This window comes from Promicromonospora sp. NPDC023987 (genome assembly GCF_040639055.1).
Taxonomy (GTDB): domain Bacteria; phylum Actinomycetota; class Actinomycetes; order Actinomycetales; family Cellulomonadaceae; genus Promicromonospora.
Genome location: NZ_JBEZZF010000005.1, coordinates 1 through 24,459 on the forward strand (window position 1 = coordinate 1; position 24,459 = coordinate 24,459).

General features: G+C 71.6%; 20 protein-coding genes. 8 read left to right on the plus strand and 12 right to left on the minus strand.

From position 1 onward, the window contains the following. Nucleotides 1–21: 21 nt before the first annotated feature. The 6 genes from AB0F40_RS03890 to AB0F40_RS03915 all read right to left on the minus strand — a co-directional run bounded on the left by AB0F40_RS03890 (nucleotide 22) and on the right by AB0F40_RS03915 (nucleotide 7,627). Complete coding sequence (locus AB0F40_RS03890) at nucleotides 22–1,674, minus strand: beta-L-arabinofuranosidase domain-containing protein (RefSeq protein ID WP_357464398.1); 1,653 nt, start codon at nucleotides 1,672–1,674, stop codon at nucleotides 22–24. 12 nt (nucleotides 1,675–1,686) lie between these two features. Further along, entirely contained in the window at nucleotides 1,687–2,529 is an 843-nt protein-coding gene (locus AB0F40_RS03895) for a carbohydrate ABC transporter permease (protein WP_357464400.1), read from the minus strand. Beyond that, nucleotides 2,526–3,488 (minus strand): sugar ABC transporter permease, encoded by a 963-nt coding sequence (locus AB0F40_RS03900; protein ID WP_357464402.1) that lies wholly within the window; start codon nucleotides 3,486–3,488, stop codon nucleotides 2,526–2,528. The genes AB0F40_RS03895 and AB0F40_RS03900 overlap by 4 nt, the downstream gene beginning before the upstream one ends. A gap of 95 nt (nucleotides 3,489–3,583) precedes the next feature. Continuing rightward, nucleotides 3,584–4,855 carry an extracellular solute-binding protein gene (locus tag AB0F40_RS03905; protein WP_357464404.1) on the minus strand — a complete coding sequence of 424 codons (1,272 nt, stop codon included), beginning with the start codon at nucleotides 4,853–4,855 and terminating at the stop codon, nucleotides 3,584–3,586. Between the two features lie 143 nt (nucleotides 4,856–4,998). Beyond that, entirely contained in the window at nucleotides 4,999–6,021 is a 1,023-nt protein-coding gene (locus tag AB0F40_RS03910; protein WP_357464406.1) for a LacI family DNA-binding transcriptional regulator, read from the minus strand. A 493-nt stretch (nucleotides 6,022–6,514) separates the two neighbouring features. Further along, nucleotides 6,515–7,627 (minus strand): serine hydrolase domain-containing protein, encoded by a 1,113-nt coding sequence (locus tag AB0F40_RS03915; RefSeq protein WP_357464408.1) that lies wholly within the window; start codon nucleotides 7,625–7,627, stop codon nucleotides 6,515–6,517. Nucleotides 7,628–7,768: 141 nt separating this feature from the next. Here AB0F40_RS03915 and AB0F40_RS03920 point away from each other — a divergent pair, with 141 nt between their 5' ends. Continuing rightward, entirely contained in the window at nucleotides 7,769–8,659 is an 891-nt protein-coding gene (locus tag AB0F40_RS03920; protein WP_357464410.1) for a LysR family transcriptional regulator, read from the plus strand. Nucleotides 8,660–8,749: 90 nt separating this feature from the next. On the opposite strand, the gene AB0F40_RS03925 is transcribed toward AB0F40_RS03920, so the two are convergent. Beyond that, nucleotides 8,750–9,343: a MarR family transcriptional regulator gene (locus AB0F40_RS03925; RefSeq protein WP_357464412.1), complete on the minus strand. Its 594-nt coding sequence runs from the start codon at nucleotides 9,341–9,343 to the stop codon at nucleotides 8,750–8,752. A 114-nt stretch (nucleotides 9,344–9,457) separates the two neighbouring features. On the opposite strand from AB0F40_RS03925, the gene AB0F40_RS03930 reads away from it, so the two are divergent. Both AB0F40_RS03930 and AB0F40_RS03935 read left to right on the plus strand, forming a co-directional pair. Next, a complete protein-coding gene (locus AB0F40_RS03930; RefSeq protein ID WP_357464414.1) occupies nucleotides 9,458–9,904 on the plus strand; it encodes a pyrimidine dimer DNA glycosylase/endonuclease V in 447 nt (148 codons plus the stop codon). After that, nucleotides 9,901–12,174, plus strand: a complete 2,274-nt coding sequence (locus AB0F40_RS03935; RefSeq protein WP_357464416.1) for an MMPL family transporter — start codon at nucleotides 9,901–9,903, stop codon at nucleotides 12,172–12,174. Before AB0F40_RS03930 ends, AB0F40_RS03935 begins: the two co-directional genes overlap by 4 nt. A gap of 134 nt (nucleotides 12,175–12,308) precedes the next feature. On the opposite strand, the gene AB0F40_RS03940 is transcribed toward AB0F40_RS03935, so the two are convergent. Beyond that, nucleotides 12,309–12,950, minus strand: a complete 642-nt coding sequence (locus AB0F40_RS03940) for a hypothetical protein (protein WP_357464418.1) — start codon at nucleotides 12,948–12,950, stop codon at nucleotides 12,309–12,311. A 225-nt stretch (nucleotides 12,951–13,175) separates the two neighbouring features. Here AB0F40_RS03940 and AB0F40_RS03945 point away from each other — a divergent pair, with 225 nt between their 5' ends. Beyond that, nucleotides 13,176–14,885 (plus strand): DUF222 domain-containing protein, encoded by a 1,710-nt coding sequence (locus AB0F40_RS03945; protein ID WP_357464420.1) that lies wholly within the window; start codon nucleotides 13,176–13,178, stop codon nucleotides 14,883–14,885. 98 nt (nucleotides 14,886–14,983) lie between these two features. On the opposite strand, the gene AB0F40_RS03950 is transcribed toward AB0F40_RS03945, so the two are convergent. Then, on the minus strand, nucleotides 14,984–15,913 hold the full coding sequence (locus AB0F40_RS03950) for a TetR/AcrR family transcriptional regulator C-terminal domain-containing protein (RefSeq protein ID WP_357464422.1): 930 nt from the start codon (nucleotides 15,911–15,913) through the stop codon (nucleotides 14,984–14,986). Between the two features lie 303 nt (nucleotides 15,914–16,216). Here AB0F40_RS03950 and AB0F40_RS03955 point away from each other — a divergent pair, with 303 nt between their 5' ends. Then, nucleotides 16,217–16,804 (plus strand): GNAT family N-acetyltransferase, encoded by a 588-nt coding sequence (locus tag AB0F40_RS03955; RefSeq protein WP_357464424.1) that lies wholly within the window; start codon nucleotides 16,217–16,219, stop codon nucleotides 16,802–16,804. Nucleotides 16,805–17,036: 232 nt separating this feature from the next. On the opposite strand, the gene AB0F40_RS03960 is transcribed toward AB0F40_RS03955, so the two are convergent. Together AB0F40_RS03960 and AB0F40_RS03965 are read right to left on the minus strand one after the other, a co-directional pair. Next, a complete protein-coding gene (locus AB0F40_RS03960) occupies nucleotides 17,037–17,846 on the minus strand; it encodes a ferredoxin reductase (RefSeq protein ID WP_357464689.1) in 810 nt (269 codons plus the stop codon). Nucleotides 17,847–17,915: 69 nt separating this feature from the next. Further along, on the minus strand, nucleotides 17,916–18,578 hold the full coding sequence (locus AB0F40_RS03965; protein WP_357464426.1) for a sulfite oxidase-like oxidoreductase: 663 nt from the start codon (nucleotides 18,576–18,578) through the stop codon (nucleotides 17,916–17,918). A gap of 306 nt (nucleotides 18,579–18,884) precedes the next feature. On the opposite strand from AB0F40_RS03965, the gene AB0F40_RS03970 reads away from it, so the two are divergent. The 3 genes from AB0F40_RS03970 to AB0F40_RS03980 all read left to right on the plus strand — a co-directional run bounded on the left by AB0F40_RS03970 (nucleotide 18,885) and on the right by AB0F40_RS03980 (nucleotide 22,939). Next, complete coding sequence (locus tag AB0F40_RS03970) at nucleotides 18,885–19,808, plus strand: NPP1 family protein (RefSeq protein WP_357464428.1); 924 nt, start codon at nucleotides 18,885–18,887, stop codon at nucleotides 19,806–19,808. Nucleotides 19,809–19,944: 136 nt separating this feature from the next. Beyond that, a complete protein-coding gene (locus tag AB0F40_RS03975) occupies nucleotides 19,945–21,342 on the plus strand; it encodes an FAD-dependent oxidoreductase (protein WP_357464430.1) in 1,398 nt (465 codons plus the stop codon). Next, nucleotides 21,332–22,939, plus strand: coding sequence for a cytochrome b N-terminal domain-containing protein (locus AB0F40_RS03980; RefSeq protein WP_357464432.1), 1,608 nt, complete (start codon nucleotides 21,332–21,334; stop codon nucleotides 22,937–22,939). The genes AB0F40_RS03975 and AB0F40_RS03980 overlap by 11 nt, the downstream gene beginning before the upstream one ends. 132 nt (nucleotides 22,940–23,071) lie before the next feature. Here the strand turns inward: AB0F40_RS03980 and AB0F40_RS03985 are convergent, their stop codons facing one another. Beyond that, on the minus strand, nucleotides 23,072–24,334 hold the full coding sequence (locus AB0F40_RS03985; RefSeq protein WP_357464434.1) for an alpha-D-ribose 1-methylphosphonate 5-triphosphate diphosphatase: 1,263 nt from the start codon (nucleotides 24,332–24,334) through the stop codon (nucleotides 23,072–23,074). Nucleotides 24,335–24,459 lie beyond the last annotated feature (125 nt).

Below are 24,459 nucleotides of genomic sequence, written 5' to 3' on the forward strand. Positions count from 1 at the left end.
TGGCCGCTACGCAGGTCCCGGTCACCGTCGTGCACGGCGGCCGCGACGACATCGTGCCGCCGGCACAGAGCGAGGCCGTCCCCGCTCCGCAGCGTGCCCCCATGCTGTACCGGCGTCGGCCCACCCTGGTCCGACGGCGGTGACCGAGCCGTCCGGGCCGGTGAGCGTGGCGCCGTCGGACCAGTGCGGTACGCGCAGGCGCAGGCGCACGGGCCGCTCGGGCACGCCGGTCACCTCGACCCGGACCTGCCCGTCGTACGGGTAGCCGGTGGTGATCCGCAGCGCGAGCTCGCCGCCGTCGTCCAGCGCGACCCGAAGATCGCCCGCCGCGTACTGGGCCAGCGTCACGACCGCCTCACCCGGTGCCTCGTCGACGAACGCCGCGTACGCCTGCCACGACGCGAGCGTGCGCGCCACGTTGGTGGGGCAGCACGACACGTCGAACCACGGCGCGCGCACGCCGCCCTCGGCGCGCGGGTTGACGGCGTCGGGCCGCACGTCCGCGCCGGGCTCGCGCTGCTGCAACGGGTTCGCGTAGAAGAAGGCGCGCCCGTCCGCGCGCGGCGAGGTCGCCACGACGTTGTAGAGGGTGCGCTCGATGAGGTCGGCGTAGCGCACGTCGCCCGTGGCGAGCAGCAGGCGCCAGGAGACCATGACGGAGGCGACGCCCGCGCACGTCTCGCAGTAGGCGCGGTCGGGCGGCAGCTCCCAGTCGTCCCCGAAGCCCTCGTCCTGGTGCCGCGACCCCATGCCGCCGGTGAGGTAGGTGCGTCGTTCCACCGAGCGCGTCCACTGCCGCTCGACGGCGGCACGGAGCCCGTCGTCGCCGGAGTCCACCGCGACGTCGACCGCCCCGGCCGCGAGGTAGAGGGCGCGTACCGCGTGCCCGCGCCAGACGTCGGCGTCGCGCACCGGCACGTCGTCCTGGAAGTACGCCGGGCTGAGCAGGGCGATCGGCGCCAGGGTGCCGTGCCCGCGCCGCTCGACGAAGAGCCGCGCCTGCTCCGTGTACCGCGGCTCGCCGAGCGCGCGGCCGAGCTCGGCGAGGCCGACCTCGATCTCGGGGTGGCCACAGATGCCGTCCCGCCCGTCGCTGCCCCGGCCGTCGGCACCGAACTCGCGGCACACGTGGTCCGCGGCTCGGCGGGCCACCCCGACCAGGGTGTCCTCGTCCCCCGCCGGTCCGACTGTCCGCACCCGGGCGACCGCCGCCTGCAGCAGGTGGCCCGTGCAGTACAGCTCGTGGCCCGTCGAGAGGTCGGTGTACCGGCCGGCCTGTCCCGCGTGCCCGAAGCACGTGTTCAGGTAGCCGTCCTCGTCCTGTGCGGCGGCCACCCGGTCCACGACCTTGCGCAGCAGCCCGTCGGCCTCCGCGTCGCCGGTGCGGCCGTTCTCCCAGGCCAGCGCCTCCAGCAGCTTGTAGACCTCGGAGTCGGAGAACTGCCAGCCCGGGCGGTGCCCACCGGTGGCGCCGTCGGCGACGCGGTCGAAGTTGGCCAGCCAGCCGAGCTGCTCCATCCAGTCGAGGCAGTGCCGCAGCGTCGCGTCCGTGTTCGTCTCCTGGAGCGCGCCCCAGAAGCCGCCGTCGAGCCGCAGCTCGCCGACGCCGAGCCCGCGGCGCGGGCCCCGGGGCACGACCGGTGACGCCGTCGGCGTCGAGAGGTGATGTGTCACGGAGTTCCTTCGTCAGTCCTTGACCGCGCCGGCCGTGACGCCCGCCGCCACGTAGCGCTGGGCCACGACGAGCAGGATCGCCGCGGGCACCGAGGCGACGACGGCGGTGGCCATGATGGCGTTCCACTGCGTCGTGTTGTTGCCGATGTAGTTGTAGATGCCGAGCGTGATCGGGATGAGCTCGCCGTTGCGGTTCAGGGTCGAGGCGAAGATGAAGTCCGACCACGCCCACAGGAACGCGAACAGGGCGACCGTGAGCGTCGAGTTGCGGCTCACCGGCAGCACGATCGAGCGGAAGGTGCGCCAGGCGCCCGCGCCGTCGACCCGCGCTGCCTGGAGCAGCTCACGCGGGATGCCGGACATGAACGCCGTGTACAGCAGCACACCGAACGGCACCGCGACGGTCGAGTCGGCGACGATCAGCCCGCCGACGGTGTTGAGCAGGCCGAGGCTGTTGTAGACCGCGTAGAAGCCCATCGCCATGACGACGGCCGGGATCATCTGCGCGACCAGCAGCAGGAAGTTCAGCGTGCGGCCGCCGCGGAGGTTCAGCAGGGCGAGGGCGTATCCGGCGGGCGCGGCGATAACCACGGTGAGCGCCACGCAGCCGAGCCCGACCAGCAGGCTCGTCCCGAGCGCCGGGAGCTGCTGCTGGAACACCGCCGTGTACCCCTCGAACGTCGGGTCCCAGGGGAACCAGTGCGGCGGGTCGGCCCGCAGGTCGCTGGTCCGCGTCAGCGAGACGTTCACCATCCAGTAGACGGGGAACAGCATGAACGCGGTGAGGACGAGGCCGAGGACCGTCTTCCACCAGGGCTTCTGCAGTGTCCTTCTCAGTGGACGGGGGCCGGTCATGAGTCCTCCTGACGGCGCTGGAGCTGCAGGTGCAGGAATCCGAACACGAGGGCGATGAGGATGAGCAGGTTGCCGACCGCCGCGGCGGGCGAGAAGTCCGGCTGACCGGTCCCGAACGCCTCCCGGTAGGACCAGATGGCGAGCGTCGTCGACGCGTCGCCGGGGCCGCCCGTCGTCATGATCCAGATGACGTCCACGACCTTGAGCGTGTAGATCAGCCCGAGCAGGAGCGTGATGGCCGACACCGGGCGCAGCAGCGGGAAAGTGATGCTCCAGAACTGCTTCCACGGGCCCGCGCCGTCGAGCGACGCGGCCTCGTACACCTCGCCGGGAATGTTCTGCAGCCCGGAGTAGAGGATCACGAGATTGAACGGGATGCCGAGCCAGATGTTGGCGATCGTCACCGACAGCAGCGCGGTGTCCGGGGAGGTGAGCCAGTTGATCTGCCCGACGCCGAACGCCGCGAGCACCGAGTTCACGATGCCGTTGTCGCTGTTCAGCATCCACGCCCACGTCGAGGCGGACACGATGAGCGGCAGCAGCCACGGCACGAGGAACATCGCGCGCAGCAGGCCGGACAGCCGGAAACCGGACCGGAAGAACACGGCCAGCGCGAGCCCGATCGCGTACTGGAAGACGATCGAGACGACGGTGAAGACGGCGGTGTTCCACAGCGCCGTCGGGAACGTCGCCGAGCTGAAGATCTCTGCGTACTTCTCGAACCCGACGAACTCGGCGTTGCCCTGGACGAACGCGCGGATCGTGTAGTCGTGGACGCTGAGGTCGATGTTGCGTACGAGCGGGTAGGCGTAGAAAAGGATCAGGTAGACGAGCAGCGGCGCGGCGAAGCCGACAGCGGCCCACTGGGAGGCAGCGGGGCCGCGGCGCCGGCGCGGCGTCGGCTGCCGGTCCACGCCGGGCGATGCTCCGGCCGTGGCCGTGGCCTCGATGGTGGTCATCAAAACGTCCTTAGGTCTTCAAGTTGAGTGCTGGGTATTTGCGGTTCGAGGGGTGTTTACGGCGCAAATACCCAGCACTCAACGACGGGCGGGGGCTAGCTTGTGGACTCGGCGGCTTCCGTCTGGGCCGTCTCGAGCGCCTCCTCCGGCGTCGCTGCGCCCGAAAGCGCGTTCTGGACTGCCGTCCAGAGGGCCTCGGAGATCACCGGGTAGTCGGCGCCGAGGTCGTCGCTCGTGCGGCCCTTGGCGTTGCGCACTGCCTCGACCCACGGCTCGAGCTCCGGCTTCTCCTCGAGCAGCGCGGCCTGCCCGTCCGCCGTCGGCGGTACGTAGTACGCGAAGGTGTTCGCGGTCTCGACGAAGCCCTCCGGCGTCGTCATGCACTCGACGATCTGGCGGGTGACGTCGTAGCGCTCCGTGTCCTCCTGGGCCGGCGCCAGGATGAACTCGCCGCCCGTCGGCGCTGGTGCGACGCCGCCGTCGCGCCCGGGAAGCTGGATCACGCCGGTCTCGAAGTCAGCGCCGGCCGCGCTGTCCACCTGCCAGGTGCCGTTCACGGCGAAGCCGAAGTCCCCGGTGAGGAACTCCTCCCACGTGGTGTTCTGGGAGTTGTTGATCACCGAGTTGGGCGCGTAGCCGTCCTCCAGCCAGCCCGTCCACAGCTCGAGCGCCGCGACGGCCTCCGGCGAGTCGAGGTCGCGCAGGTCGGCCCCCGCGCCCCAGAACCAGGGCAGGAACTGGAACGAGCCCTCCTCAGTGCCGATGCCGGCGAAGGTGATGCCCTTGGCGCCGTCGTCCGTGACCGACTGCAGGGCCGACGTGAGCGAGTCCCAGTCGGTCACCGAGGCCGGGTCGACGCCCGCCTCCGACAGGATGTCCGCGTTGTAGTAGAGCGACAGCGTGTTGGCACCGATCGGGATGCCGTACGTCTCCCCGTCGACGACGCCGGCCGCGAGCAGGTTCTCGTCGATCGCGGAGGTGTCCAGACCGAGCTCGTCGACCGTGGTCAGCATGCCGGTGTCCGAGAGGGTGGAGACCGCCGGGTTGTCGAGCAGGATGACGTCGGGGGACGTGCCCTCCTGCGCGGCGAGCAGCGCCTGGTTGGTCAGCGCCGTGGTGTCGTAGGCCGTGCGCTCGATGGTGACCCCGGCCTCCTCGCCGCAGGCCTGGACGCGACCTGCCCAGTCCGACGCGTCGTCGTGCTGCGGGTACGGGTCCCACCAGGTGTAGGTGCTGTCATCGCCACCGGACTCGCCGGCCGAGGCGCCCGACGAGCAGGCGCCGAGGACGCCGACCAGGGCGAGCGCGGCGACCGCCGCGAGGCCTGTGGCGGGCTTGCGCCGCGGGTGCTGCACGGTGTGGTGCATGGTTCCTCCTTGAACTGGTCCGGTCCGACTGCGTCGTCGGCCGGCTGGGGGTGCTGTGCGTGCCGGTGCTGCTGGGTGGGCTGCTGGGTGGGGCGCGGGGTGTGCTGGATGTGCTGCCGGGTGCGCCGGACGGTCGGGCGCGGTCAGGCCGGGCGGGGTACGCCGGTGCTGCCGCGGTCGACCAGCTCGGGGGTCACGAACCGCACGACGTGCGGCTCGTCGGCTGCCACCTCGCCCTCGATGCGGCGCACGAGCTGCCGCACCGCCATGCGGCCGAGCCGGTCGGGGGCGCTCTCGATCGAGGAGTAGGGCAGGGAGAAGGTGCGGGCGAACTCGTCCGAGTACCGTCCGACGACGGACAGGTCGCTGGGCGCCGTCAGCCCGCGCTCGTGCAGGACGGTCGGCAGCGCTGCCGCCGCGGCCTCGTTGTTGATCAGCAGCCCGGTGACGCCGGGGTGCGCGTCGAGCAGGGCGTTCAGGTCCTGGCCGACGTCGGGCTGGTGCGACGAGGCGGCAACGGTGTGCAGGGTGATGCCGCGCGCCCTGGCCGCCTCGCGGGCGGCGTTCTGCAGGCGCCACACGTAGGCGCCGCCGCGCTCGATCACGTGCTCCGGCTGGGAAACGAGAACCACCTCGCGATGTCCGAGGCGGTGCAGGTGGTCCACCATGAGCCGGCCCGCCTCCTCGAAGTCGAGGTCGAAGACGTCCACGCCGGTGCAGTCGGCGGGCAGACCCACCAGCGCACCGGGCTGCGCGGCGGACCGCAGGATCGGCAGTCGCTCGTCCCGCTCGGCCACGTTGAGCAGCACTATGCCGTCGACCATGCGCGAGTCGGTGATGCGGCGCAGGGCGCGCGTGCCGTCGGCGTCGGACACCAGCAGGATGTCGTAACCCAGCTCGCGGGCCGTGTTCGAGACGCCCAGCATGTACTGGAGCATCGCGGGGGCGAACTCGTCCTCGAGGAACTGGGCGAGCAGCCCGATCACCATCGTCTGCGACGTGGCGAGCGCTCGTGCCCCGGCGTTCGGCGTGTAGCCGAGCTGCCGGACGGCGTCCTCGACGCGCCGGCGCACGTCCGCCGAGATCGCGCGCTTGCCCGACAGCGCGTACGACGCCGTGCTGCGCGATACCCCTGCCGCCTGGGCGACATCCCCGATGGTGGCCACTTACGCCTCCTTGCGTTGCCGTCGTGCTTGCGTTGCTGTCGTGCTTGCATGCTGCGCGTGCTTCGTTCTGCCGCGCTCTGCGTTGTGCGCGTGCCCGGCGTCGTCGCTCGCGCAGGCCCGCTTCCATTGCGAACCGGTTCGACTCTAACCGCACCGATCCATGAACCGCAAGATCGAACTTTTTGGACAGTTGCCTCGCAATTCCTTCGAACCAAGCATCTTGGCAGGCAGACGGGTCGAACCGGTTCGCCATGCCCACACCAGAACTCACCCGCCCGCTCGGACGAGGAGGTGCCGTGGGAGGTCCGCCGAACTCTGACGTGCGTCTACCCAGCGATCCCGCCCGGAAAACACGTGATCTCGGGGCCAGATCGCTGGGTAGACGCCCGCCGGGGCGGTGCGGCCGCGCGTCGGGGCGGTGCGGCCGCGCGCCGGGCGGCCGGTCAGTCGGTCAGTCGGTCAGTCGGTCCAGTCGGTCAGTCGGTCCAGTCGGTCAGGAGGCGGCCGTCGCCTCGAAGACCGTCCCGACGAGCGCCTGGGTCGCCTCCTGGAAGGCGACGCCCATCGACAGCGCGGCGTCGTCCACGTAGTTCACTGCCGCTGTCGCCGTGCGGCTGCCGTCCGGCGTGCTGTACATCAGGGCCGCGTGGCCCGCGATGCCGCCGTTGTGGGTGATCACGGTGCCGCCGTCGCCTGTCGGCTGGACGAACACACCGAGGCCGTAGCCCGCCTTGGGATGCGGTGTGCACATCTCGGCGAGCAGGTGCTCCGGCAGCAGCTCTCCGCGCACGAGCGCGGAGATGAACGTGTGCAGGTCCTTGGTCGTCGAGATCATGTCGCCGCCGGTGGCGATCCAGGACGGGTTGTGGCGCGTGACGTCCGTCGTCGTCTCCTCGCCGCCGTCGTCGTACCGGTAGTAGGCATGGGTGTGGGGCGCGGGGATCTCCTTCGAGGTACCCGGCACCACGGTTCCGCTCAGGCCGAGCGGTCCCAGGATCAGCCGGTGCATCTCCTCGGCGAGCGAGCGGCCGGTGACCCGCTCGATCAGCAGCCGGACCAGTACATAGTTGGTGTTGGAGTAGCTCCAGTCCGTGCCCGGCTCGAACCGTGCCGGGTTGGAGAGCGCGACCCCGACGAGCTCCTCCGGCGCGTAGGACTGGAACCGGTTGTCCACCCATTCCTTGCCGGACGTCGTTGCGGGGATACCCGGCACGAAGGTGCCGTCCTCGTAGTACTCGCCGGTGAAGTTGAAGACGCCGCTGGTGTGCTGGAGCAGCATCCGCAGCGTGATCCGCTGGTCCAGCTCCAGCTCAGGCAGGCGGTCGTGCACCGGCGCGTCCAGCTCGAGCAGGGCTTCGCCCACCAGGGCCAGGGCGACGGTCGCGGCGAAGGTCTTGGTGTTGCTCCCGATCCGGACGTGCCCGTCGGGCGGGGGCGGGGTGCTGTCGTCCAGGGACCGACGCCCGGCGACGCCCGTCCAGTCACCCTGCTCGTCGTGGACGCGCAGCTGGACCCCGATGAAACCTGAGTCGACGAACTTGTCGATGACTCGCTGCAGCTCGTCGCGATCGGCTGCCTGTGGGGTGGAGGAGGAAAGCACGCTCATGATGACTCCGTTTCGATGAGTGGGAGGCGACCCGGACCGGACGTGTCCTGGCCGCCGCGCTTATCCTTGATCCCGACAAACCACCCATCAACGGTGAAACTCGCATAGCAGCGATCACTTCCGCTGATCGACAGGAGGACCATGGAGCTCCGAGAGATCGAGATCTTTCTGACCCTCGCCGAGGAGCTCCACTTCGGCCGCACCGCGGATCGTCTGCACTTGTCGCAGGCCCGGGTCAGCCAAGCCATCAAGAAGCACGAGCGCAGCATCGGCGCGCTGCTGTTCCACCGCACGAGCCGTGTCGTGCGCCTCACGCCCCTGGGTGAACGTCTGCGAAACGACCTGCGCCCGCTCCTGCGGGGCATCAACGAGAGCACGGAGCGGGCACGCCTGATCGCGAGCGGCAGGGCCGGCGTCCTGCGCGTCGGGACCACCGCCAGCAACTCCCTGGAGCTACGTCCCTTCTGGGACGCGTTCCGCGCGGAGTATCCCGACTGGGACCTCCGCGTGCGCTACCAGCCCTTCAGCAAAGCCCTCGACGTGCTGCGCCGGGGAGACATCGACGTCTTCATCGGCTGGCTGCCCGTGGCCGAGCCCGATCTCACCGCGGGGCCGGTCATGTTCACTGAGCCCATGGTCGTGGCGCTGTCTCCCGACCACGACCTCGCCGCACGCGATGCGGTCAACCTGGAGGACCTCGCCGCCTTCGCGGTGATCGACACCGCCGACTCCCTGCCGCTCGACTACATCGGCGTGTTCAACCCGTTCCGGACGCCCAGGGGGCGCGACATCGGCCGCGGCCCGGTGGCCGGGGACGTGGAACAGGTCTTCGACGCGATCGCGAGCGGCGAGATCGCGCAGCCCCTCAGCGGCCACGCCGCCCGCTACCACCTGCGCCCCGATGTGACCTACCGACCGTTCCGCCAGGACTGGACGACCAGCTGGGGCCCGATCTGGCGGACCGAGAACGAGAACGCGGGCATCCGCGCCCTCGCGGCCGTGCTGTCGGCCCTGGGCCCGCGAGCTCTCTGAGCGCCCGGCCAGGACTACCGCGTCAGGCCGGGACCACCGCGTCAGGCCAGGACTACTGCGTCAGGCCAGGACTGCCGCGTCAGGCCAGGATCACTGGGGCGCCGCGCCCTGGTCCCGGGGCTTCTCGGGGCTCACGTCCTGGTCCTCGGCCGTGCCCGCCAGGTCGTCGAGGAACCGGGTGACGATCTCGCGCTCCTGCGGCGTCAGGCGTGCCGCGGCGTCGAACCGGCGGGCGTGGGTGCGGCCCACGGCCTGCCGCGCCGCGTGGCGCGTGTCCTCGGTGACCTCGATCGCGAGGCTGCGCCGGTCGGAGGGGTGCGGAAACCGCAGCACGTGGTCGCCCGCCGCCAGCCGGTCGATCAGCTTCGTGGTCGACGCCGTCGTGATGCCCAGGTGCTCGGCGATCGCTCCGGGTGTCACCACGCGCCCATGGTTCTGCATAGCGAGGATGAAGCGCAGCGCCCGCATGTCGGTCTCACCGAGCCTCATGTAGCGCCGCGAGGCCTCGCTCATGCGGCGCTCGGCCTCGCGCCAGCGGCGCAGCGCCTCCAGGACACCGACCACCTGGTCGACGTCGCCGTCGTCCAGACCCGCTCGGCGCACGAGCTCCTGCTCGGGATCCAGCACTCGCGGGTCCATCATCGATGGCTCGTCCTGGTCGCGCGGCACGGGTTCGGGGCTCACGCTCGGATGGTACTCCGCTCAGCTAATTGCGTCATATGCTTGAATATAGCCTGGCTAGCTAATCCCGCTGACACATCGGCGTGCCACGACGACCGGAGATGGAGGTCCTGCCGCATGCGGCTCTGGTCCCTCGACCCTGCCCTGCTCGACCGACAGGGACTCGTCGCATGCTGGCGCGAGGCGCTCCTGGCACAGGCGGTGCTCCTCGGCCGCACCCGGGGCTACACCGCGCACCCGCAGCTCGAACGCTTCCGGGAGCACCCGCAGCCCGCGGCCGCCATCTCCGCGTACCTCCACGGCCTGCACGACGAGGCGATGCGGCGCGGGTACCAGTTCGACGAACAGCGGATCGCGCAGCCCCTGGAGCAGCACGTCCACGACACGCCCAGGATCTTCGTGACCACCGGGCAGCTCGACCTGGAGTGGAAGCACCTCCTGCACAAGCTCGCCGTCCGCTCCCCCGCCCACCACGCCCGTCTCGTCTCGACCGGTTCGCCGGCGCCCCACCCCCTGTTCGTCGCCGTACCCGGCGACGTGGCGAGCTGGGAGCGCGCCTCGTGACCGTCGGCTCGCGCGTGCCACGCTGGCTCCGGGTCACCTTGCCGGCCGTCCTCATCATCGTCTGGTTCGTGGGCGCCGCGATCGGCGGCCCGTACTTCGGCCGGGTCGACGAGGTCTCCTCCAACGACCGCACCGCCTACCTGCCCGCCACCGCCGAGGCGACCGAGGTGCAGGAGCGGCTCTCTGGCTTCACCGAGGGTGACGCGGTGCCCGCGATCGTCGTCTTCGTCGCCGCCGACGGCACGGCCGCCGACGGCACGGCTCCCGACGGCACGGCTCCCGGTACCTCGGGCGAGCTCACCGACGACGACCTCGCCGCCATCGGCGAGCAGCTCGAGGCGGTCGCCGACCTGGAGGTCGTCGACGGCGACGTCTCCCCGCCCATCCCCGCCGAGGACGGCGCCGCCGCGCAGTCGTTCGTACCGCTGTCCGGATCGGCCGACCTCGGTGAGGCGACGGCGCAGCTCCGGGACACCCTCAGCAGCGGCCTGCCCGACGGCGTCGACCTGTACATCACGGGGCCTGCCGGCTTCTCCAGCGACCTGGTGTCCGCGTTCGCCGGTATCGACGGCATCCTGCTCGGCGTCGCCCTCGCGGCGGTGCTGGTCATCCTCGTCGCCGTGTACCGCTCGCTGCTGCTCCCGCTCGCCGTGCTCGCGACCAGCATGTTCGCGCTGTGCCTCGCGCTCCTGACGGTCTGGCACCTCGCCCGGTCCGGGGTGCTGCTGCTCAGCGGGCAGACGCAGGGCATCCTGTTCATCCTCGTCATCGGAGCGGCGACCGACTACGCCCTCCTGTACGTCGCGCGCTTCCGGGAGGAGCTGGTCCACACACCGGACCGGTGGACCGCCACCGTGCGTGCGCTGCGCGGGTCGGTCGAGCCGATCCTCGCCTCGGGCGGCACCGTCATCGCGGGCCTGCTCTGTCTGCTGCTGAGCGAGCTGCGCTCCAACAGCGCACTCGGTCCGGTCGCCGCCGTCGGCATCCTCTTCGCGATGCTCGCTGCGCTCACCCTGCTTCCAGCCCTGCTGCTCGCTCTCGGCCGCGCGGCGTTCTGGCCCCGCCGGCCCAGCTACGACCCGGAGGCCGCACGAGCCGGCGCCCAGGTCGACGGCGTGTGGGGCCGGCTCTCCCGCGGGATCCGCGCCAGGCCGCGCACCATCTGGGTGACGACGACGGCGGTCCTCACCCTCGGCTGCGTGGGGATCACCCAGCTCCAGGCGACGGGTGTGCCCCAGTCGGAGCTCGTCCTCGGCGTCTCCGAGGCGCGCACCGGGCAGGATCGGCTCGCGGAGCACTTCCCTGCGGGCTCGGGTAGCCCGGTCTACGTCGTCGCGCCGGAGGACGAGCTGCAGCGCGCTGCCGACGTCCTGCTCGACGAGGACGGGATCGCCCGGGTGGCGATCACGGCGGAGACCCCGAGCGGGACCGCTCCGGTGACCGCGGAGGGCATCCAGGCGTTCGGCGCGCCGGGCAGCTCGGACGGGGCGCCGTCCGGGGCCCCGACGCCGTCGGCCCCGGCACCGTCGGCCCCGGCCGCACGCGAACCCGTCGCGCCCGAACCGGTGGTCTCGGACGGCGCGGTGCTCCTCCAGGGCACCCCGAACGACGCCGCGGACTCTGCCGCCGCCGAACAGACGGTCCGCGACCTGCGCACCGCCTACGCCGACGTCGTTCCCGAGGCCCTGGTGGGCGGCGAGTCCGCCACCGACCTCGACACGAACGAGGCGTCGATCCGCGACCGTGCCCTCATCGTGCCGATCGTGCTCGTCGTGATTCTCCTGATCCTCATGCTGCTGCTGCGTGCGGTGCTCGCGCCGGTCCTGCTGATCCTCACGACGGTCCTGTCCTTCGGGACCGCGATGGGCGTGGCGGCTCTCGTGTTCAACGAGGTGCTCGGGTTCCCCGGCGCGGATCCGGCGGTGCCGCTGTTCGGCTTCGTCTTCCTCGTCGCGCTCGGGATCGACTACAACATCTTCCTCATGACCCGGGTCCGCGAGGAGTCGATCACGCACGGCACACGCGAGGGCGTGCTGCGTGGGCTCAGGCTGACCGGGGGCATCATCACCTCGGCAGGCCTGGTGCTCGCGGCCACCTTCACGGCGCTCGCGGTCATCCCGGTGCTGTTCCTCGCGCAGCTCGCCTTCATCGTCGCCTTCGGCGTCCTCCTCGACACCTTCGCGGTCCGTTCGCTGCTCGTCCCCGCCCTCGGCTACGACATCGGACGGGCGATCTGGTGGCCGTCGAAGCTGGCCCGCGGGGAGCGGTAGCCGCTGTCCCACACGGCCGCCGACCAGGGTGAACGTCTCGCTCTGCCACTGGCAGAGCTCGCCGGACGCACACGTCGGAGTGGAATCCGGACGGCACGTCACCGCACCGCAGCACAAGGGTCGCTGACGCGGCCCTAGCCGGGATTCAGCACCTCATCGTCCGCGTGCGCGCCGAGCTCGGCGACGCGCACCTCCGCGATGCGCTCGTACCGGCTGATCCGGTCGGTCCACTCCGCGTCGACGCCGAACGCCACCCGCGCGAAGCCCACCCGCGCGACGGCCTCGGCCAGACCTGGATCTCCGGGCGCGAGCAGCCGCACCGGCTCGTCGAGCGCCACGGTGTGCGGCGGCACGAAGTACTCGTCCGGCACAACGGTGTGCGCATGGACGAGCGCACCGACCGCGACAACCGAGCCGGCCCCCAACCGTGCGCGCTGCAGGACGGTCGCCGCGGTCGCCACGTAGACACACCTGCCGACCTCGCAGCCCAGCAGCGTGGCCTGCGGCCCCACGAAGACGTGGTCGCCGACCAGCACCGGCTGATCGCCGGCGACCGCAGACCCGCGCAACACCGCGTTCTCGCAGATCACCGCCGCCTCCCCGACCTCGATCCGAGACCCTTCGGCATCGAGCACCGCGCCGTACATCACCCGCGCCCTCGGCCCCACGCGGACATCACCGACCAGCGTGGCCGTCGGGGCTATGTAGGCGGTCGGATGGACCTGCGGTTCCAACCCGCGGTGCCGGATGCGGATTCCCTGCGCTTCAGCGATCACGTACGGATTCTCGCCCGACCGACCGCGAGCATGCTGGCGGATTTCTGACGTCGCGTTCGCACGGACCTGTGGCTGCTCGCCTGGTCCCGCTGAGGCACGAACGGTTATCCACAGATTCAGAGTTCAGCCATCCATGCGGACCTTTGTTCGATAGAATCGGAGCACGCAGACGTGGGGTGTGGAAGGCGCTCCGCGCTGCGACGGACGGATCGAGGGGGTGGGACCGTGGCAGCAGATCAGGACGACGGCGATGTTCAGCGCCCTGTCGAGTGCGTCCTCACCGATCTGGAGAACCTGCTGGACGAGCTCGCCCACACCGTCAGTCCCGAGGCGCTGGATGGTGCTCGTGCCGGCCTCGCTGCTGGTGCTGGCACTGGTCCTAGTGCTGGTTTGGCTTCGCGCGGGCCGATGCCGGCCACGCGCCTGGTGGCGGTGTCGGCGCGGTTGCGCGTGGCGGGCACCCGGTTGGATGCGGTGCGGTGGTCGGTACTGCCCCGGATCGAGGCCGCGGGGCTCTGGGCGCAGTCCGGTGCTCGCACGTTCGCGGTCTGGCTCGCCCGCAACGAAGACGTGCAGACCGCGACCGCGAAGCGGGACGTCCGTACCGCCCGGGCACTGCGTGATCACCTGCCCGCGACCCTGACCAAGGCACTCGCCGGACACATCAGCCAGGACAAGGTACGGGCTCTGGTCGAGGTCGCGACCACCAGCCCCGAGCGGACCCAGGCTCTCGGGGCCCCGGCGGTGGACCTGGCCACCATCGAACCGGCCGCGACAGAACCGGGTCCGGACGGACGGGCCCCGGACGGTGTAGAGGGCACTGAGGGCACTGAGGGCACAGACGCCGACGGTGCGATCGACGGGGAGACCAAGGGCGGGGACGATGGCGAGGCGCCCGGGATCGACGGCCCGACGCTGGACGGCTCTGCCGTGCCGGCGGTCGGCTCGCCGACGTGGGAGGAGCAGCTGCTGGACTGGTCGAGCGAGAACGGACCGGACCGGTTCCGGGGCCTGGTGCGCTACTTCGCCCGCCACGCCGACCCGGAGGCCGACGAGCGTGGCTACGCCAAGGCCAAGGACCGTGAGTACCTGGACGTCTCGCCGACGCTGGGCGGGTATCACCTGTCCGGGTTCCTCACCGAGGAGCACGGCCAGGCACTGACTACCGCGGTCGGGTCGGTCATGGGCGCACCGGCCACGGGCGATGACCGCACCCCCGGACAGCGCCGTGCCCAGGCACTGGCCGACATCGCCCGCGTCGTGCTGGACAACGGCCACACCGGCACCGGTGCGGCCGTGCGCCCCCACCTGTCGGTGACCGTGTCCTGGACCGAGCTCCAAGCACTGGCAGCGAAGAACCAGATCAACACCGCCCGGCCCACGACAGGCACCAGCACAGCAACCGGCAGCGGCACCGGCAGCGGCAGCGGCACCGGCAGCGGCACCAGCACCGGCAGCCCAGGTATGTCCGGAACGGGTACCGGGGGCGTGGCCGGGCTCGACGGGATCGGCGTGCCCACGATCAAGACACCCGCCGTGTTCACCGAGACCAACCATCCCGTCCCGGCCAGCCTCCTGCGGCGCCTCGCGTGCGACAGCCAGATCACCCGCATCGTGTTCGGACCCGACTCCCAGATCCTGGACGTCGGCCGCACCCAGCGCACCGTCACCGGACAGCTACGACGAGCCGTCATCGCCCGCGACAGACACTGCGTCCTGGGACAGTGCGACCAACCACCATCGCGCTGCGAGGTGCACCACGCCCTACGCCACTGGGCCGACGGCGGCGAGACCAGCGCGAGCAACGCCGCCCTCCTCTGCTGGCACCACCACGACCTCGTCGACAGCCAAGGCATCACCATGCACTACGACAACGGCTGGCACTTCACCGACCGCAACGGCCACCCTCTCCACACCACCAGTGCCCGCACATGACCGGGCCACACCACGGCCGTCACCGCACCGAGCCCCTCCGGAAGACCTCGCGCACCGGATCCCGCGTCCGTAGAAGGCTGCTCGTAAGCCAGGACCCACTAGCGTGTCCCCTCACGCTCTGTCGCTACGAGTCCGGCGATCACCCGGCCCAGACCGTCTCGGAACCAGGTGTCGACGTCGGCGCCGAACGCGTGTGGAAGCCTCCCGCCGCTCGTCGCCTCGAGCCACGGGTGCCGACGGCGCATGCCCGTGCGGTCGAGCCGCCGCGCCTCCTCCGACCACCAGGCCCGGTAGGCCGTCCCCGAGTGTGCTGTCTCCTCGCGCTCGGCCAGGAGCAGCAGTGCCATGCCCTGCACGTATCCGCTCAGAGCGATGTATCGGCCGAGCGCCGCCGTCGGATCGAGGCCGAGCGCCACGAACGCCTCCGTACTCGCCCGCGCGGCATCCAGCACAGCGGGGACGAGGGGCGGGCGGCTGGTCGCGACCAGCGACACGAGCCACGGATGCAACCGGTACGCCGCCCACTCCTCCTCGGCAAGGCGGGTGAGCGTCCGGACCGGGCTCACGGACGACGGCGCGGCGCGCTGCGGTCGGACGAAAAGCTGCTGCACCACCGCTGCCACAAGACCGTCCCGGCTGCCGAACGCCCGGCGCGCTTCGGGCAGTGCCACTCCGGCGTGCTGAGCAACGGTGCGCAGGGTCACCGTCGCGATCCCGTCGGCGTCAGCCAGGGCGATGGCCACCCGGATCAGATCGCCGTGAGCGTGGTCGGCCGCCTGGCCCGTCGCGGGTCCGGCACGGTGGTCGGCAGCCTGGCCCGTCGCGGGTCCAGCCGCGGGTCCGGCACCGGGTCCGGCACCGGGTCCGGCACCGGAGCCAGCCGCGGGCCGCGACATCGGAGCCGTGAGCCGGCCTTGGTCCCGGCGCCGTCGGTACGCCCGCGACTGGCAGGACCGGGAGCAGTAGCGACGGGGCCGACCGGAGCGGGCCACCTGCCCAAGCTCCTGCCCGCACTCCACGCACGTCATGTTCCGCCCTCCTTGCTCCGCTCCCCCGCCGCTCGCAGCGTCTGCAGCGTCGCCGGCACCGTCGCTCACCGTCGCCGGCACCGTCGCCGGCACCGTCGCCCACCGTGGTCCGCACGACCCGCGCCGTCCGCACCGTCGTCCGGAGCCAAATTCAACCCTCCTCCGAACCAGCGCTCGCACCGTCTCCGCAGTGGTCTCGGCTCTTGATTCGCCGGAACTTCGTCGACAGTTTCGTCGCGCGCGTTCGTGCGACGAAAGTACTCCACCAGCCGCGCGGCGTGCACGAGCCTGGGGGGTATGTCGATGCCTCGTTTGACCATCCGTCCGTCCGGACCCCCGGAGTTCGACGCGGTACTGCCCATGTGCGTCGAGGCCTTCGCCGACGAAGCAGTCTCGGCGTGGGTCGAGCCCGAGCCCGAGAGACGGCACGAACGCACCCGTGAGCTCTTCACCTCGTCGCTTCGGGCGGCCGTCGACGCCGGGCAGCTCGTCGTCGCGTTCCTCCCCGGCGGGGAGCCCGTCGCGGGCTCCGTCTGGGCAGATCTGGACGGCGCACCGCCGGTCCCCGAGCTTCCCGACGACGACCGGCCGGTCTCCCGGCGTCTCTTCGCCGTCCTGTCAGCCACGGGTTCCCGGCATCCCGCCGTACCGCACGTCTATCTGTCGGCCATGGCGGCCCTCCCTCGCCACCGTGGACACGGCGCTGGGGCCGCCATCCTCCGCTACGGCCTCGATCGTGCACGTGACCGCGGCCTTCCGGTCTACCTGGAGGCCTCGACCCCGCGGAACCAGAGGTTTTACGCGCGGCACGGTTTCCAGGACCACGGCGAGCCCGTCCGGCTGCCCGACGGCGGTCCGGTCCTCCAGCCCATGTGGCACGGAACCCAGTGACCGACGGTGGACGGGGAACTCTCCTGAGGCCCCACCGCGCCGGACTCTCTCACTGCACCGGTCCCCCAGAACCGGTCGCCCAGAACCGGTCGCCCAGAACCGGTCGCCACGGACCACTCACCCAGGACCACTCACCCAGAACCAGTCGCCCTCAACCGGCCGCCACGGACCACTCACCCAGGACCGCTGACCCAGGACTGCTCACCCAGGACCGCTCGCCACGGCTCGGCGCTCAGTCTGCCGCCGGGCCGAAGCGTTCGGTGCGGACCCGGGCCGGGTCGTGGCCCTGGGCCACGACCATGCGGGAGACCGCCTCGACGAATCCCGTAGGACCGCAGACGTACACCCGCGGCTCCAGCTCTGGCGGCCAGCCCCACGTCGCCAGCTCCGAGGAGGTCAGGCGCCGCGGCCCGCGCAGCTCGGTGAGCGACACGGCCCGCGTGAAGATCGTACGGGTCTCGAACCCGTCAGCGCGGGCCGCGAGCGCCTCCAGCTCGTCCGGATACAGCTGGTCCTCCGCCGTCCGGACCGAGTAGATCAGGCGGACCGGCGTCCTGTCTCCGGCCTCGCGCCGGGCCCGGGCCATGGCCATCACCGGTACCAGGCCCGACCCTCCGGCCAGGAGCAGCACCGGCGTGCCGGCGTCGGTCACCGGGTCCCAGACGAACCAGCCGCCGATGGGTCCGCGCACCTCGATCGCGGACCCGAGCGGGAACTCGTCGACGAGGTACGGGGACGCCTCGCCGCCCCGGACCCTCTGGACGGTGACGTCCACCCGGCTGGTGCCGGCCGCCGTCGGCCCGCTCGCGACGGAGTACGACCGTTCGGCGGTGTAGCCGTCGGGCGCGGTGAGGCGCAGGTCGAGGTGCTGTCCGGCCTGGTGACCCGGCCAGTCGGGGACGTCGAGCACGAGGGTCGCGGCGGACGGGCTCTCGGTTCGCCGCTCCACCAGGGTGGCGACCTGCCAGCCGGACCGTACCGCGTAGCGCTCACCGAGCCGGGCGCCCTGCTCCTCGACGGGACCAGTTCCCGAATGCGGCATCTCAGTCACAGCGGCACCTCAGTCACAGCGGCACCTCAGTCACAGCGGCACCTCAGTCACAGCGGCACCTCAGTCACCCTGGTACCTCTGCTCACGCCAAGGGTCGCCGAGGTCGTGGTAGCCGAGCTTCTCCCAGAAGCCGGGCCGGTCCACCGGCATGAGCGTGAGCGAGCGCACCCACTTGGCCGATTTCCAGAAGTACAGGTGCGGCACCAGCAGCCGTGCCGGGCCGCCGTGCTCGGCGTGCAGCGGCGCACCGTCGAAGGTGTGCACTATCCATGCCTTGCCGCCCAGCAGGTCTGCGACCGGCAGGTTGGTGGTGTATCCGCCGTACGAGCCCACCATCGCGAAGTCCGCGGTGGACTCCACCTCGGCGAGCAGGACGTCGAGGGAGACGCCACGCCAGCGGGTGCCGAACTTGGACCACCGCGTGACGCAGTGGATGTCGGCGGTCGGCTCGTCCTGGGGCAGGGCCATGAGCTGCGCCCAGGTCCAGGACCTCGTGGCACCGGCCTCGTTCGTGACCGTGAAGCTCCACGTCGCGGGGCTGACGTTGGGCGTGGGGCCGGCGGAGAGGACAGGAAAACCGTCCTCCGCGTACTGCCCCGCCGGCAGCGTCACACCCTCGGGGCGCGCCCGTCCGCGAAAGCCCGGAGTGAGGGTGGCACCGGCGCCATGCTCAGGCCCGGCAGGATCGGGGCCACCCGGTACGGGCGGGTGCGCGCTCGTCATGCCTCAAGGTAGTGCGACGCCGGCCATGTCGTCATCCGAAGACGACACACCACCCGCGTCCCACGTCAGCGGTCACCGGTGCTCCGCGAGCTCACTGCCCGGAACCAGCGTCCGGAATCAGCGCCCGAAATCACTGCCCAGAACCATCGCCCAGAACCATGGCCCAGAACCGTTGCCCAGAACATGACCCGGCCATAGCATCCACCTGACCTAATTTTCACCCGCTCGCGACACATGCGCCGTCGGCCGTACCCGTCAGGCACCAGCACGTCGGGGCCAGGGCCGCCGGCACAGGAGAGGTCAGTCATGGACCGTCCGCCCAGCACCGCATCCCGATTTCCCCGCCGGACCTTCCGACGCACGGCTACCCGACGCACGGCTACCCGACGCACGGCTACCCGACGCACATCTACCCGACGCACGGCTGCCCCACGCACGTCTACCCGCCCCACGCCCACCCGTGTCGCAGCGACGCTCGCGGTCGCCGCGCTCGCCCTGACCGCACCGGCAGCCGTCGCGCACGCCGCCGTCGCACACGCCGACCCGCCGCCCAACCTGCCGCAGAACGCCTCCAGCACCGAGCAGACCTTCTCTCCCGCCTACGACTACGACGGCGACGGCTGCTACGCGACGCCCGCCATCGGACCGGACGGCACCCTCGCGCCAGGCCTCGACATCGGCGGAGCCGTCAACGGGAACTGCCGCGACCAGTGGGACCTGGACAACTCGCAGACCTACTCGCGCGAGAAGTGCAACAACGGCTGGTGCGCCGTGATGTACGCGAGCTACTTCGAGAAGGACCAGACCATGGCCGGCCCGATCGCGATCGGCAGCCACAAGCACGACTGGGAGCACGTGGTCGTGTGGGTCGACCAGGGCTCGAACCAGGTGGAGCACGTCTCGATCACCGAGCACAGCGGGTCGGCCACCTATCCCCGGTCCGACGTACTGTTCGAGGGCTCGCACCCCAAGATCGTCTTCCACAAGGACGGGCTGAGCACCCACCTGTTCCGCCTCGCGAACGGAAACGACGACCCGCCGGAGAACCACTACGGCGACTGGCGCTACCCGCCGGTCGTCGGCTGGGACGGCTGGCCCAGCGCGTCGCTGCGCGACCGCCTCATGACCGCCGACTTCGGCGGGGCGACCATCAAGATCGACGACGGCGACTTCACCGGGTGGCTGGAGCGGATGAAGCCGGCCGGCATCCCGTTCGACCCGGCGGCGTAGCACCCTCCGCCCGCCTCCGCCCGCCTCGGCCCACCCTCCCACGGTCGCCCTCCGACAGCCGGCGCGCTGTGACCACCACCACGTCACATCTCAGCGCACCGCATTGTCGGAAGGGTAAGACCACCAGGAGGTTGTCATGGAGAAGATTCTGATCGTCGGCGGCGGCTACGCCGGCTTCTACGCCGCGTGGGGACTGGAGAAGAAGCTCCGCCGGGGCGAGGCGGACGTCACCCTCGTGGACCCCCACGGCTACATGACCTACCAGCCGTTCCTGCCCGAGGTCGCGGCCGGCTCCATCGAGGCACGGCACGTCATGGTGTCGCTGCGCAGGCACCTGCACCGCACGACCGTCATCGCCGGGCACACGACGTCGATCGACCACTCGCACCGCACCGCGACCGTCCGGACCAACGACGGCGCCCTCCGCGAGATCGAGTACGACACGATCGTCGTCACCGCCGGCGCCGTGACCCGTACGTTCCCGGTTCCCGGGATCGAACAGGAGGCGATCGGCCTCAAGCACGTCGAGGAGGCCGTCGCGATCCGGGACCAGCTCCTGACCGCCTTCGACCGTGCCGCGCTGCTCCCGCCGGGCGCCGAGCGCTGTCGGCTGCTGACGGTCACCGTCGTCGGCGGCGGTTTCACCGGGGTCGAGGTCTTCGGCGAGCTGCTGTCCCTGGCCACAAGCATGCTGCGCGCCTACCCGGAGCTCAGCCGCGACGACCTGGGCTTCCACCTTGTCGACGCGAACGACCGCATCCTGCCCGAGGTCACCGACGAGCCCGGCCGCTGGGTGGTGCGACACCTGGAGAAGCGCGGTGCGCACGTGCACCTCGGCACCCAGGTGGTCTCGGCCACCGACGGGCGGATCATGCTGTCCACCGGCGAGTCGTACGGCAACGGGCTGCTGATCTGGGCCGCCGGCAACGGCAGCAACCCCGTCGTCGCGCGCAACACCGACCTCCCGGTCGACGAGCGCGGTCTGGTCCGCGTCCGGGCCGACCTCCGGGCCGGCACCTCCGAGGCACCGGTGCCGCACGCGTGGGCCGCCGGCGACAACGCCGCCGTCCCCGACCTGGCCTCGGCCGTCCCCGGCACGCGGACCGTGCCCAACGCACAGCACGCGGTTCGCCAGGGCAAGCTGCTGGCCGCCAACCTGGTCGCCGACCTGCACGGCAAGCAGCCACGGCAGTACCTCCACCACAGCCTCGGCACAGTGGCGACCCTCGGCATCGGGCACGGGATCTTCCAGTACCGCCGCCTGGTCGTCACGGGCTTCCCGGCCTGGCTCATGCACCGGGGCTACCACGTCCTCGCCGTCCCGACGTGGGAACGCAAGGTCCGCGTGCTGCTCGTCTGGGTGTCGGCCGTGCTCTTCGGCCGGGACATCATCCCGCTCTCCACGGTGCAGCGTCCGCGCGCGGCCTTTCTCGCCGGTGGCGACCCGTTCGCCGGGTCCGACGGCGACCACCCCGCCGCCCCGCCCGCGCAGCACGGCAGGCCCGAGCTGAGCGTGGTGCGCGATGCGGGCTGACGGTCACCGCCTCCGGCGGCAGCAGAACCAGCAGAACCACCGGGACCAGCAGGACCGCCGTCGCCCGCGGGCTGCCCTTGCCCGGCTCGACGCGCGCGCGTCGAACCTCGCCCGACGGCGGGTACACCTGCGGTGGTCAAACCTGTTCGGCGTCGTGACGTTCGCGTGCCTGCTCGTGCTGGCTCTGACCGGCATCCTGCTGGCCACCTGGTACACGCCGTCGAACGAGCTCGTCACCTACGACGGCCCCTACGGACCGCTCCAGGGCGCGACGGTGACCGAGGCCTTCGCCTCGACCATGCGCATCTCGTTCGAGCAGACCGGCGGTCTCCTGGTGCGCCAGACGCACCACTGGGCGGCGCTGATCATGCCGGCGTCGATGATCGTGCAGCTCCTCGTCACGTTCTTCGCCGGCGGGTTCCGCCGTCCGCGGCAGCTGAGCTGGGTCCTGCTGGTCGGAGCCTTCATCCTGGTCCTGCTCGCCGGCTGGAGCGGCTACGCGCTGCCGGACGACATGCTGTCGGGCACCGGCCTGCGCATCGTGGAGGGTGTGGTCCTGAGCATCCCCGTCATCGGCACGTGGACGGCGAACCTGATGTTCGGCGGGCCGTTCCCCGGCCAGATCATCGAGAACCTGTATCCCGTGCACGCCGTGGTCGCCCCGGGGCTGCTCGTCGTGGTGCTCGCCGCTCGCGCGGCGCTCGCCGTCCGGCACGGGCAGCCGCAGCCGGCACTGCCCGCGCCCTCGCTCGGGCTCCGCCTCTGGCCCGACGCCGCCCTCCACGCCGCCGGGCTGGTCGGCCTCACCAGTGGTGTGCTCGTGCTGCTCGGTGCTACCTCGACGATCAGCCCGGTCTGGTCCTATGGCCCGGCGTCCGTTGGCGAGGTCGGCGCGGGGAGCCAGCCGGACTGGTACATGGGGTTCCTCGACGGTGCCCTGCGGCTGGTCCCGGTCGGCTGGGAGACGGAGTGGGGCGGCTGGACGTGGACGTTCGCGACGCTGGTGCCCCTGGTCGTGATCGGCGGGTACTTCGCGCTCCTGATCGTCTACCCGTACCTCGAGGCGTGGGTGAACCAGGACGGCGAGCCGCACCACGTGCTCGACCGGCCGAGGAACGTCCCTGTGCGCACCGGGATCGGCGTGGCCGGGGCGCTTTTCTACGGCATCCTGTGGGGCGCGGCGAGCGCCGACATCGTCTCCACCGAGTTCCGCGTGCCGTTCGAGACGATCATCACGACCCTCCAGGTCGCGCTGGTCTTCGGTCCCCCGCTGGCGTTCGAGGTCACCCGGCGCCTGTGCATCGGCCTGCAGCGCAAGGATCGCGAGACAGCGCTGCACGGGCACGAGACGGGCCGGGTGGTCCGGATGCCGAACGGCGGGTACGCCGAGATCCATCGGCCGGTCGACGACGCGGAGCGAGCGCGCCTGGCCGTGACTCCGGTGCCGGCCACGCCGGGCAGGCGGGACAGGGACGGACACCTCCCGGGGCGGGAACGGCTGCGGGGGGCGCTGTCCCGGCAGTTCGGCACGGGCCACGTGGTTGCCGCGGCGCGCGACGGCGATCCGTCGAGCACCGGGGTGGTCAAGACCGAGTGAGCCCGGTTGCCGGCAGCGCGCGGCGAGTTCGGTCGGTTGGGATGAAATCGGTCAATCGTTCGACCGATCTCATCCCAACCGACCGAACTCACGTGGGACGCCGGTCAACCGGCCGAACTGGCGGGGGCACCGTCACCAGTCCACCGCCCGGAGCGTCGCGACGACGGACGGCCACCGGGCGACGGTCCGCGCCAGGACGACGTCGGCCCGCATGCCCGGGACGAGCGATCCTCGGTCGGCCAGCCCTGCCGCACGCGCCGGGCCTGAGGTGACGAGGGCTACGGCGCGCGGCAGGTCGAGCAGCCCTTCACGGACGAGCACCTCGATGACGGCCAGCAACGTGGCAGGCACGTAGTCGGACGCGAGCGCGTCGACGAGCCCGAGGGCCACCAGCTCGCGCGCCGAGACGTTGGCGGTGTGCGAGCCGCCGCGCACGGCGTTCGGCGCGCCGGCCACGATCGCGAGCCCGTGGGCACGCGCGGCGCGGGCCGCTTCGACGGTCGTCGGGAACTCGGCGACGACGCCGCCCCTGGCCACCAGCGCCTCGATGTCGCCATCGGACTCGGGGTCGTGACCGGCCAGGCGGATGCGGCCCGCCCTGGCGAGCTCGCCGAGCCGGGTGAGGGTCGCGGCGGCGACGTCGGACCGGGCCTCCCGTTCCCGGCGCCATCTCTGGACGTGGGTGCGCGCGTCGGTGGACGAGAAGCCCTCCCGGCCCACGAGCAAGCGTTCCATGGCCGCAGGGTCGGCGTACTGCCCGATCCCCGGGGTGTGGTCCTCGTGGGAGACCAGGGGCGGGATGTCGTCGGGCGAGGCGTGCGCGAGCGCCGCCTCCAGCTCGGGCAGCGCCGCCGGGCTGCGGATGTCGAGCCGGTGCAGCACGCGCGTGCCGGACGCCCGGGCCGCGGGGGCCTGGAGCGCTTGGAGCAGGTCCTCGGGTCCGGGTCGGCCGGCGGGCAGTCCGACGGGCGTGTGCGCGCCGAAGGGCACGCCGTGGAACGCGGTGAGCACCCCGCAACCGGCGAGGCGTTCGGTGGCGGTGCGGACGGCGAGGTCGAGCGGGAGGTCGGCGCCGGGGCGCGGCCTGCGCTCGTGGGCGAGGACGTCGGTGTGCACGTCCACGAGGCCGGGCAGGCAGAGGGCTCCGCGTCCGTCGAGGTCGGCACGTGCGCCGGGCGGACGCGGGCCCACCTCGACGATCCGGCCCTCTCGCGCGACGACCCAGGCGTCGTCGACCACCCGGTCGGGGAGGACGGCGGTGACACCCGCGAGGGTCCAGTCCCCCGGCGTCGCCCCGAGCGGCCAGCCCAGCTGCCGCACGGCCGCCACAGCAGGCACAGCAGGCACAGCAGGCGGCGGGCGCCCGGCCCGCGGCGCGCTCGTCGCGTGGTTCACCGCCCCATGTTGTCCGGACGACCTGGCGGGACGGTGAACGACAGTTCATCCGCCGTTCACCACGGCAGGGCCGGCGGTTCTCCCCACCCTCACAGACTCGGCGACGGCGCCCGTACGGGGCACCG